Source organism: Mycobacterium sp. (assembly GCF_039583805.1).
Classification (GTDB): domain Bacteria; phylum Actinomycetota; class Actinomycetes; order Mycobacteriales; family Mycobacteriaceae; genus Mycobacterium.
In genome coordinates this window covers 1-10,911 of record NZ_JAVKSH010000099.1, presented here as the reverse complement: position 1 = coordinate 10,911, position 10,911 = coordinate 1, and the positions used below count along the sequence as shown (strand labels likewise).

Below are 10,911 nucleotides of genomic sequence, written 5' to 3'. Positions count from 1 at the left end.
CCGGACGCGTTCGGCCGCGACGAGACGGCCCAGCCGGGGGGATCCGGCGCCGGGCGGGCCGACGATCCCGCCGGCGAACCCACCCGGGCCGGCGACGCCGAACCGGCGACCGAGGTGATCGAGCCGGTCCGCGAGCCCGACGAACACCACGTGCCGACACCCCCGCGGCCGCGAGGAGAGCGCCGCTTCACCGCGCCGGGCTTCGACGCCAAGGAGACGACGGTGATCCAGACCACCCCGGAGCCGGCGACCGAGATCCTGCAGACCGGTGAACGGGGAACCGGTTTCGGCCCGACGGCACCGAGAACGGCGACACCGCAGCTGATCCCGCCGGGCATGGGCACCCGGCTGCGGCGTTCCAGACAACGCAGCTGGGGCTGGGTGCTGGCGCTGATACTGATCATCCTGGCGTTGGCGGCGGTCGCGGTGCTGGGCACCGTCGTGCTGACCCGCGGACACACGACCAGGGCCGCGTCCCAGGACGAGCAGGTGCGTAAAACTATCCAGAGCTTCGACGCCGCGGTGCAAACCGGCGACCTGGCCACCCTGCGCAACATCACCTGCGGGAGCTTCCGCGACAGCTACGACAACTACGACGATCAGGCCTGGGCGGACACCTACCACCAGATCGCCGGCGCCAAGCAGTATCCGGTGGTCGCCAGCATCGACCAGGTGGTCGTCAGCGGCCGGCACGCGGAGGCCAACGTCACCGCGTTCATGGCCTACGCGCCGCAGGTCCGGTCGACCCGCAGCTTCGACCTGCAGTTCCGCGACGACCAGTGGAAGATCTGCCAGGCCAGCACCGGGTGACGGCCAGCACCGGGTGACGGCGCTCAGGCCGTCAGCGATTTGCCGGCGCAGTGCAGGTCGGTGCAAGCCTCGACGACCCGCTCGGTCATGCCCGCTTCGGCCTTCTTGAGGTAGTTGCGCGGGTCGTAGACCTTCTTGTTGCCTACCTCGCCGTCGACCTTGAGCACGCCGTCGTAGTTGGTGAACATGTGCGCGGCGATCGGCCGGGTGAACGCGTACTGGGTGTCGGTGTCGACGTTCATCTTCACCACGCCGTAGCGCAGAGCCTCCTCGATCTCGGACTTCTCCGACCCCGACCCGCCGTGGAACACGAAGTCGAACGGCTTGGAACCCTCCGGCAGGCCGAGCCTGGCCGACGCCACCTGCTGGCCCTTGGCCAGCACCTCAGGCCGCAGCTTGACGTTGCCGGGCTTGTAGACGCCGTGCACGTTGCCGAACGTCGCCGCCAGCAGGTACCTGCCGTGCTCGCCGGCGCCCAGCGCCTCGACGGTCTTCTCGAAGTCCTCCGGCGTCGAGTACAGCTTCTCGTTGATCTCGTGAGCCACCCCGTCCTCTTCGCCGCCGACCACGCCGATCTCGACCTCCAGGATGATCTTGGCGGCCGCGGCTTCCTTGAGCAGCTGGCGGGCGATGTCGAGGTTCTCGTCGATGGGCACCGCCGAGCCGTCCCACATGTGCGAACCGAACAAGGGGTTCTTGCCCGCGCGCACTCGTTCAGCGGAAACCGCCAGCAGCGGCCGGACGTAGCCGTCCAGCTTGTCCTTGGGGCAGTGGTCGGTGTGCAGCGCCACGGTGATCGGGTACTTGGCAGCAATGACGTGCGCGAACTCGGCCAGCGCCACCGCACCGGTCACCATGTTCTTCACCCCCAGACCGGAGGCGAACTCCGCGCCACCGGTGGAGAACTGGATGATGCCGTCGCTGCCGGCGTCGGCGAATCCCTTGAGCGCGGCGTTGACGGTCTCCGAGGACGTGCAGTTGATGGCCGGGAAGGCGTAGGAGCCCTCCTTGGCGCGTCGCAGCATCTCGGAATAGACCTCGGGCGTTGCGATGGGCATGACATTTCCTCCTGGTCCTCCTGGTACGCCTGGTCCTCCCGGCTGCTGCGGGGCCGCGCCTACCGACGTAGAACCCCAGTATTCCAAGAAGACGGCGGCGTTAAACAGCCCGCCGGGCCGGCGCCGGTATCTTGGGAGCGATGTCCACCACCCTGGTCGCGATGCCCGACCTGCTCGACCCGATGTACTGGTTGGGCGCCGACGGGGTTTTCGGGCACGCGGTGCTGCCGGGCATCCTGCTCATCGTCTTCGTCGAGACCGGTCTGCTGTTCCCGCTGCTGCCCGGCGAGTCGCTGCTGTTCACCGGCGGCCTGCTGGCCGCCAGCGCCCACCCGCCGGTCAGCATCGAGGTGCTGGCGGTCTGCGTGGCGGTCGTCGCGGTGCTGGGCGACCAGACCGGCTACCTCATCGGGCGCCGGATCGGGCCGGCGCTGTTCAACAAGGAAGATTCCCGCTTCTTCAAGAAGCACTACGTCACCGAATCGCACGCGTTCTTCGAGAAGTACGGCCCCAAGGCGATCATCCTGGCCCGCTTCGCGCCGATCGTGCGGACGTTCGTCCCGGTGGTCGCGGGCGTGTCCTACATGCGCTATCCGGTGTTCCTCGGGTTCGACATCGTCGGCGGCGTCGCCTGGGGTGCCGGCGCGACGCTGCTGGGTTACTTCCTGGGCAACAACGAGTTCGTCCACGACAACCTGCAAGAGATCATCCTGGCCATCCTGTTCGTGTCGTTGCTGCCCGCCCTGATCTCGGCGGGTCGGGTGTACCTGAGCCACCGCCGCGCGGCGCGGAGCCCCGAGGAGTTGCCGGTCCCCGAGTAGCGGCCCGTCGCGGGCCGGCTCCGGCGCTGGGTACAGTGCACGGGTGCAAGCTCGGAAGACACTGGCCGGCCTGATGTGCGTCTGCGCCCTCGCCGCCTGCTCGAAGAACCAGTCGGATTCGGCGGGCAAGCCGGCGGCCAACCAGCCGGTCGACGTCGCCAAGGTGTTCGCGGTCAAGTCGAACTTCGGCCCGGAGTATCGCGTGGCGACCAAAGGGCCGACGGACATCGACCCGAAAACCCTTGCGCCGCCGAAACTCCCACCGAACATGACGTTCGACCCGCCGGAATGCGCCGACCTGGCCACCGGTCAGCGACTGCCTCCCGGGCTCAAGGGCACCGCGGCCTCCGTCCTCGCCCAGGGAAACGGCACCCGGTTCACCGTGATCGCCGCGCAGAACATCGACCACGTGCCCGAAGCGGCGCTGCCGCAGAACTGCCAGCACGTCGCGTTCACCACCGAGAACGCCAGCGGGACGGTCGACGTCGTGGACGCCCCGCAGATCCAGGATGCGCAGACGTCGGCCACCCACCGCCAGTTCGAGGTCACGGTCAAGGGAAAAGAGCGCACCGGAGAGCTCTACTACTACGTCGCCTACCTCAAAAACTTCGTGGTGACGGTGAGCGCCAATTCGGTGACGGCCGCCGGCCAAGCACCCGTACCGGCCGACACCGAGCAGGCGAGAAGCCTGTTGACCGCCGCGGTGTCGGCCGTCCGGGGCTGAGGTCAGGCGGGACGCCGCCGCAGGGCACTACGCGCGGCGTCGGCGAACACCCCGAGCAGCTCGGGGCGGTCCAGTGAGCTGGGTGTGACGACATCGCCGGGCGCCGCGCCCAGCAGGATCCGTTTGACCGGGATCTCCAGCCGCTTACCGGTCATCGTCCGCGGGATGCCCGGCACGGCCACGATGTCGTCGGGCACATGCCGCGGCGAGGCGCCGGCGCGAATGGCCGCGGTGATCCGCGCCCGCAGCTCGTCGTCAAGAACGACGCCGTCGGCGAGCTGCACGAACAGCGGCATCCAATAGCCGCCGTCGTCCTGCTCCACGCCGACCACCAGGCAGTCCCGCACCTGCGGCAGGGTCTCGACGGCGGTGTAGATCTCCGCACTGCCCATCCGGACACCCATCCTGTTCAGGGTCGCGTCCGAACGGCCATGCACCACAATCGATCCCCGCTCGGTGATGGTTGCCCAGTCGCCGTGACACCACACCCCTGCGGTCGCGTCGCCGTACTTCTCGAAGTAGGCACTGCGGTACCGGCTGCCGTCGGGGTCGTTCCAGAAGCACACCGGCATCGACGGCATCGGCTCGGTCAGCACCAACTCGCCGGGCTGCCCGACGACCGGGCGCCCGTCCTCGGACCACACCTGCACGGAGGCGCCCAGGCAGATGCAGGTCAGCTCGCCCGGCACCACCGGCAGCAGCGGACACCCGCCGGCGAACGCGGTCGCCATGTCGGTCCCGCCGCTGATCGACATCACCGGAACTTGCCGGCCCACTCCTTCTGCGACCCAACGGAATCCAGCTGCCGGCAGCGGCGATCCGGTCGAGCCGACCGCGCGCACCGCGTCCAGCGGGTAGTGCCTGCCCGGATACCGGCCCTCCTTCGCGCAGGCCAGCAAATAGCCGGCGCCGCAACCGAATATGGTGACGCCGTACTCGGCGACGACCCGCCACAGGCTGTCGGTCCGCGGGTGGGTGGGGCTGCCGTCGTAGAGCACGACGGTGGCTCCCAGCAGCAGCCCGGACACCGACAGGTTCCACATCATCCAGCTGGTCGACGACTGCCACAGGAACCGGTCGTCGCGGCGCAGGTCCAGATGCAGGCTCAAGAACTTCAGATGCTCCAGCAGCACCCCGCCGTGACCGTGCACGAGGCCTTTGGGTGCGCCGGTGGTTCCCGACGAGAACAGCACCCACAGCGGGTGGTCGAACGGGACCGCGGCGACGTCGAGGTCGGCCGGCGCGAGCACGCCCTGCCAGCCCACCACGTCGTCGTCGAGGGGCAGGCCCAGCCGCGGCACCACCACGGTGGCGCGCAGGCCCGGCAATCGGCGCCGGATGTCGGCGAGCTCGGCGCGCTTGTCGTGGCGCCTGCCGCCATAGACCGCGCCGTCGCAGGCCACCAGCACCGTCGGCGCCAGCTGGCCCAGCCGGGCCACCACACCGTCGACCGCGACATCGGGGTTGCACACCGCCCAGGTCGCGCCGACGGCGGCGGCGGCCAGGAACGCGACGACGGCCTCGCCGACGTTGGGCAGATACCCCACCACCCGGTCGCCGGGACCAACCCCGGCCTGGCGCAGATACGCGGCGACAGAGGCGGTTTCGGACTGTAGCCGCGCCCATGGCCATTCGGTGGCGCCGTCCTCGCCCACGACGACAAGAGCCGGGCGGTCGTCGGTGGCGTGCCGGAACACCTCGGTGACGTAGTTGCACGTGGCGCCGGGGAACCACACCGCGCCCGGCATCGACCGGTCGCCCAGCACCGTGTCGTCCGGCCGGTCGCCGCGGATGTCGAAGAACTCCCACACCGCGTCCCAGAACCAGTCCGGGTCGGCCACCGAGGCGGCCCAGAGCCGGCCGTAGTCGGTGAAGTCGCCGCGCCCGGTGGCACGCAGCCACGCCATGAAGCCGGTGAGGTTGGCGTCGGCCAGCGTCTGCGGGTCGGGCATCCAGCCGCCGGGTTCAGCCATCGAAGGTTGCGGCGCCGTCGGCCGCGACGCGGTAGGCGGCCTCCATCAGCATCCAGCCCGACAGCTGCACCGACAGGTCGCGTTCGGGGACTTCGGACCCGGTCAGGGCGCCCGCGACGAGTTCCGCGGGTTTGCCGTCCGCGGAAGGCATCGCGGCGTCGCGCCCCCAGAACGCCCCGAACAACGGCAGCCCCTCGACCGTCTCCCGGTTGTCCCACGCCGACCGCGCCGAGGACAGCACCAGCGCTCCGGCGGCGTCGCGGGCCGCGACGTCCGCGGCGGACTGTTCCGGCAGATCGGTGGCGACCAGCGCCAGGTAGCGGGCGGTGATCCCGGCGAACAGGCCCCCGTCGCCGCCGCCAGCGCCCCTGATCACGCCGGACGGCGCCATGTGCTCGCGCACGGCGGCGAGCAGCCGATGCACCCGCGGGGCGTGCCGGGGGTCGCCGGTGCGGGCCGCCAGCTCGGTCTCCAGGCCCAGCACCACGCCCTGGCAGTAGGTGTACTGCGCGCGCACCAGCGACCCGGCCTTGATGCCGTCGAACACCAGGTGCGTGCCCGGGTCGATCAGCGTCGCGTCGATCCAGTCCGCCATCTGCTGGGCGCGCTTGAGCCGGTTGCCGTAGCGGGCCAGGAAGATTGCGGCGGGGCCGTTGGCGGGGGCGTTGAAGAACTGGTCCTGTTTGCGCCACGGAATGCCGCCGCCGTCTTCGGGCACCCAGGCTCCGAGCAGCTGGCCGGCCAGCCTGTCCAGCGCGCGATGCCGGTCGACGTCGGCCGCCCAGCCGGCACGGTGCACCGCCAACGCCAGCCAGGCCATGTCGTCGTAATAGTTGTTGACCCAGGATCCGTTGTTACGCAACCGATGTGAGCGGATCTGACGACGGATCCCGATGCGCCGCTGCGGCTGCGGATCACGCAGCTGCGCGTCGACCAGACAGTCCAGCAGGTGCGCCTGCCACCAGTAGTGCCAACTGCCGAACAACCGTTCGCGCCGCACCGGGGGCCAGGCCACCACACCGAGCTGGGTGCCCGGCAGCGCCCACAGCCGTCGCAGATGCCGGCCGGTGATCGCGGCTTCCGCGCTGCTCGCCCGGTTTGCCCACACCTGCTCCATGGTTGTCGATCCTGCCCTACCAGGCGCGGGCGATGTCGCCGTGTCGAGTGATCCAGGCGTGCATGGCGATGCCGGCGGCGACGGCGACGTTGATGCTGCGCGTCGACCCGAACTGCGCGATCGACACGACCAGCGCCGCGCCCGCGCGAACCTGGTCGCTGATGCCCGGCCCCTCCTGGCCGAACACCAGCAGACAGTCCCGCGGCAACGCCGTCTGCTCCAGCCGTGCCGCACCCGCGACGTTGTCGACGGCGACCACGGTGAGGCCGGCGCGGGCCGCGAAGTCCAGCAGGTCGGCGGCGCTGTCGTGGTGACGCAGCCGCTGGTAGCGGTCGGTGACCATGGCGCCGCGGCGATTCCAGCGGCGACGCCCGACGATGTGCACGGTGTCCACCGCGAACGCGTTGGCGGTGCGCACCACCGACCCGATGTTGGCGTCGTGGCCGAAGTTCTCGATCGCCACATGGAGCGGGTGCCGCCGGGTATCGATGTCGGCAACGATCGCCTCCCGGGTCCAGTACCGGTAGGCGTCGACCACGTTGCGGGTGTCGCCGTCGCGCAGCAACGCGCGGTCGTAGCGCGGATCGGTGGGCGGCGGGCCCTGCCACGGCCCGGCGCCGCCCGCCGACACACCCCACTCGGTGGGGCCTTGCGGCTGGGGCACGTCGGCTGCTTGGGGCACGTCGGCTGCTTGGGGCACGTCGGCTGCTTGGGGCGCGTCGGCTGGCTGGGGCACGTCGTCTGACTGGGACACGTCGGGCGACTGGGGCACGTCGGCTAACCCAGGCCCAGGTCCGCCAGCCCCAGCACGCTGCGGTAGGGCAGGCCCTCGGCCCGGATCGCCTCCGCCGCGCCGGTGGCACGGTCCAGCACAGTCGCCACGCCGACAACCTCGCCGCCCGCGTCGCGCACGGCACGCACGGCGGTCAGCGCCGAGGAGCCGGTGGTGCTGGTGTCCTCCACCACCAGCACCCGCCGCCCGGTGACGTCGGGACCTTCGATAAGGCGTTGCAGGCCATGGGCTTTCACCGACTTGCGCACCACGAAGGCGTCGACGGGGCGGCCGGGCGCGTGCATGACCGCAGCGGCGACCGGGTCGGCGCCCAGGGTGAGCCCGCCGACCGCGGCGTACTGCCAGTCGTCGGTGAGGTCGCGGATCAGCCGGCCGATCAATGGGGCGGCCCGATGGTGCAGGGTGGCGCGACGCAGGTCGACGTAGTAGTCGGCCTGCCGGCCCGACGACAGGGTGACCCGGCCGTGCACCACCGACAGCCGGCGCACCAGCTCGGCGAGTTCGTCGCGGTCCTCAGCTGCGTCCACGGTCCCGGCCGATCCCGTCAGCGGCGGTGGTCAGCGCCGCGTACCGCACGCCGGGCATGAAGATCGCCCTGCCGCGCGCGATGCCGGCGAGGCGTGCGGTGATCAGGGCGACGGGCCGCGGCACGGCGCCAGTGTACTGAGCGGGCGTGCACGGTCTCTGCGGAACCGGCCGCGGGCCGTTCGCTGTCAGCGCTGGTAGTTCGTGGCCTGGTGGCCGTTGCGGCCAGGCGGTGGACGCCGAACCGGCGCCGCGCCGCCGTGCTCCCGCCGAGCCGGTTCGGCCAGCCGGCCCGCGTGCCCGGGGGCAGCATCCTGCGCGTCACGCGCCGGCGGCGCGCCCGCCGGCGCGAGGGGACGACCCGCTTCGGCGGGACGGCGTCCCGACGACGGGTGAGTGACGGCCGCCGGCACCGGCGGCAGCACCCGCAGCAGGTCGTTGAATTGCCGCACAATGCGCAGCCCCTCGTCGCACTGCGCGCGGGTCGCCGAGATGGGCATGCTGACCAGCGTCCAGTTCTCCTCGTTCCACATGATCTCGGCGCAGTCCGGCGCGGTGTGCGCGAAGGTGACCATGCGCCGGTCGCAGGCGCGCCGGGCCGCGTCGAGGTTGGTGGAGTACACCATCCGCGGCCCGATCGCCCCCAGCAGCCAGACGTCGTTCTCCCGAGGCTCTTTGAGGCCTTTGAGCCGCAGGTCGACCACCACCTTTGTGCCGACCTTGCGGTGCAGCGCGATCACCGTGGCGACGTCTTCGAGGTCGAAGACGTACACCGCCTCGCCGCGGACCTGGCCCAGCACGACGTTGCGGGCCGTGACCTCGCCCACCGTCGACATGACGCCGCGTGTCCAGCGTTTGGGGATCTCGCTGTTTTCCGCCTCGTAGTCGAACCCGTGTGAACGCGCCCACGACTTGCGCCGCCGCCGCCGCCCCCGCTGTCGATCGATGTCGACGTACAGCAGCACTGCCGCGCCGACGAAACACAGCGCGGACAGTGTGAACCAGAGCGGGACCATTACCCGTAGCCTATCTGCTGTCCACCCGGATCCGGGAATGAGAGCAGGTCACAACCGCGTCACGGGCTCATCCCAATATCAGCGAGTCGCCGTCGGCGCTGACATTGACCGGCACGGTGTCGCCGTCGTGGATGTCGCCGGCCAGCAGCATCTTGGCCAGCTGGTCGCCGATCGCCTGAGCCACCAGCCGGCGCAGCGGACGTGCGCCGTAGACCGGGTCGAACCCGCGCTGGGCCAGCCAGCGCTTGGCCGGCAGCGACACCTGCAGCGTGAGCCGCCGCTGCGCGAGCCGCCTGCTCAGCTGTTCGAGCTGGATGTCGACGATGGCCACCAGCTCTTCGGGGTTGAGGCCGTCGAAGATCACCACGTCGTCCAGCCGGTTGATGAACTCCGGCTTGAAGGTGGCCCGCACCGCGGCCATCACCTGCTCGTGGGTGCCGCCCGAGCCTAGGTTGGACGTCAGGATCAGGATGGTGTTGCGGAAGTCGACGGTGCGGCCCTGCCCGTCGGTGAGCCGGCCCTCGTCGAGCACCTGCAACAGCACGTCGAACACGTCCGGGTGGGCCTTCTCGACCTCGTCGAACAGCACCACGGTGTAGGGCCGCCGGCGCACCGCCTCGGTCAGCTGACCGCCCTGGTCGTAGCCGATGTAGCCGGGCGGCGCGCCGACCAGCCTTGCCACGGAATGCTTTTCGCCGTACTCGCTCATGTCGATGCGGACCATCGCCCGCTCGTCGTCGAACAGGAAGTCGGCCAACGCTTTTGCCAGCTCCGTCTTGCCGACGCCGGTGGGGCCCAGGAACAGGAACGACCCGGTGGGCCGGTTGGGGTCGGCGACGCCGGCGCGGCTGCGGCGCACCGCGTCAGAGACTGCAGTCACCGCTTTGCGCTGTCCCACAACGCGTTTGCCGAGTTCGTCTTCCATGCGCAGCAGCTTGGCGGTCTCGCCTTCCAGCAGCCGCCCGGCTGGGATGCCCGTCCACGCCGAGACGACGTCGGCGATGTCGTCGGGTCCGACCTCTTCCTTGAGCATGACGTCCTCGCGGGCCTCAGCATGCGGCAGCGCGGCATCGAGTTTCTTTTCGACCTCGGGGATGCGCCCGTAGCGCAGCTCGGCGGCCTTGGCCAGGTCGCCGTCGCGCTCGGCGCGCTCGGATTCCCCACGCAGCGTCTCCAGCTGTTCCTTGAGCTCGCGGACGGCGTCGATCGCGCTCTTCTCGTTCTGCCAGCGGGTGGTCAGCTCGGCCAGCTTCTCCTTCTGGTCGGCCAGCTCGGCGCGCAGCTTCTCCAGCCGCTCCTTGGACGCCTCGTCTTCTTCTTTGGCCAGCGCCATCTCCTCGATCTCCAGGCGGCGCACCAGCCGCTCGACCTCGTCGATCTCCACCGGCCGCGAGTCGATCTCCATCCGCAGCCGCGACGCGGCCTCGTCGACCAGGTCGATGGCCTTGTCCGGCAGGAACCGGGCGGTGATGTAGCGGTCGCTCAGCGTGGCGGCGGCGACCAGCGCGGAGTCGGTGATGCGCACCCCGTGGTGTACCTCGTAGCGGTCTTTGAGGCCGCGCAGGATGCCGACGGTGTCCTCCACCGACGGCTCCCCGACGAACACCTGCTGGAAGCGCCGTTCCAGGGCGGCGTCCTTCTCGATGTGCTTGCGGTACTCGTCCAGCGTGGTGGCGCCGACCAGGCGCAGCTCGCCGCGGGCCAGCATCGGCTTGATCATGTTGCCGGCGTCCATCGCCGACTCGCCGGTGGCGCCGGCCCCGACGATGGTGTGCAGCTCGTCGATGAACGTGATGACCTGCCCGGCGGAGTTCTTGATGTCGTCGAGCACGGCCTTGAGCCGCTCCTCGAACTCGCCGCGGTACTTCGAGCCGGCCACCATCGAGCCCAGGTCGAGTGCGACGACGGTCTTGTCGCGCAGGCTTTCCGGGACGTCGCCGGCGACGATGCGCTGGGCCAGGCCCTCCACGATCGCGGTCTTGCCGACGCCGGGTTCGCCGATCAGCACCGGGTTGTTCTTGGTGCGCCTCGACAGCACCTGCACGACGCGGCGAATCTCGGTGTCCCGCCCGAT

Annotated in this window: 11 protein-coding genes; 3 read left to right on the top strand and 8 right to left on the bottom strand. The window is 70.4% G+C overall.

Annotated elements, in window-relative coordinates; all coding sequences use genetic code 11:
• The coding region (locus ABDW21_RS13465; RefSeq protein WP_343710556.1) for a hypothetical protein at positions 1–810 on the top strand (810 nt) is incomplete at its 5' end.
• Positions 811–833: 23 nt separating this feature from the next.
• Here the strand turns inward: ABDW21_RS13465 and fbaA are convergent.
• Positions 834–1,868, bottom strand: coding sequence for a class II fructose-bisphosphate aldolase (gene fbaA / locus ABDW21_RS13460; RefSeq protein WP_343600836.1), 1,035 nt, complete (start codon positions 1,866–1,868; stop codon positions 834–836).
• A gap of 140 nt (positions 1,869–2,008) precedes the next feature.
• Between fbaA and ABDW21_RS13455 the strand changes: the two genes are divergently transcribed.
• Positions 2,009–2,689 (top strand): VTT domain-containing protein, encoded by a 681-nt coding sequence (locus ABDW21_RS13455; protein ID WP_343600837.1) that lies wholly within the window; start codon positions 2,009–2,011, stop codon positions 2,687–2,689.
• Positions 2,690–2,732: 43 nt separating this feature from the next.
• Positions 2,733–3,413: a DUF5642 family protein gene (locus tag ABDW21_RS13450; RefSeq protein WP_343600838.1), complete on the top strand. Its 681-nt coding sequence runs from the start codon at positions 2,733–2,735 to the stop codon at positions 3,411–3,413.
• A 2-nt stretch (positions 3,414–3,415) separates the two neighbouring features.
• Here the strand turns inward: ABDW21_RS13450 and ABDW21_RS13445 are convergent, their stop codons facing one another.
• The 7 genes from ABDW21_RS13445 to ABDW21_RS13415 form a co-directional block, all read right to left on the bottom strand.
• Positions 3,416–5,386 (bottom strand): acetoacetate--CoA ligase, encoded by a 1,971-nt coding sequence (locus ABDW21_RS13445; protein ID WP_343600839.1) that lies wholly within the window; start codon positions 5,384–5,386, stop codon positions 3,416–3,418.
• Positions 5,379–6,503, bottom strand: a complete 1,125-nt coding sequence (locus ABDW21_RS13440; RefSeq protein ID WP_343600840.1) for a glycoside hydrolase family 76 protein — start codon at positions 6,501–6,503, stop codon at positions 5,379–5,381. Before ABDW21_RS13440 ends, ABDW21_RS13445 begins: the two co-directional genes overlap by 8 nt.
• A 16-nt stretch (positions 6,504–6,519) precedes the next feature.
• Complete coding sequence (locus ABDW21_RS13435) at positions 6,520–7,167, bottom strand: RNA methyltransferase (RefSeq protein ID WP_343600853.1); 648 nt, start codon at positions 7,165–7,167, stop codon at positions 6,520–6,522.
• Between the two features lie 113 nt (positions 7,168–7,280).
• Complete coding sequence (gene pyrE / locus ABDW21_RS13430) at positions 7,281–7,823, bottom strand: orotate phosphoribosyltransferase (protein ID WP_343710555.1); 543 nt, start codon at positions 7,821–7,823, stop codon at positions 7,281–7,283.
• The gene (locus ABDW21_RS13425; RefSeq protein ID WP_343600842.1) at positions 7,810–7,947 is read right to left on the bottom strand and encodes a hypothetical protein; all 138 of its coding nucleotides are present in this window, start codon (positions 7,945–7,947) and stop codon (positions 7,810–7,812) included. Before ABDW21_RS13425 ends, pyrE begins: the two co-directional genes overlap by 14 nt.
• A gap of 62 nt (positions 7,948–8,009) precedes the next feature.
• The gene (ttfA, locus tag ABDW21_RS13420) at positions 8,010–8,837 is read right to left on the bottom strand and encodes a trehalose monomycolate transport factor TtfA (RefSeq protein WP_343600843.1); all 828 of its coding nucleotides are present in this window, start codon (positions 8,835–8,837) and stop codon (positions 8,010–8,012) included.
• Positions 8,838–8,904: 67 nt separating this feature from the next.
• A partial coding sequence (locus ABDW21_RS13415) for an AAA family ATPase (protein ID WP_343710554.1) occupies positions 8,905–10,911 on the bottom strand: 2,007 nt, incomplete at its 5' end.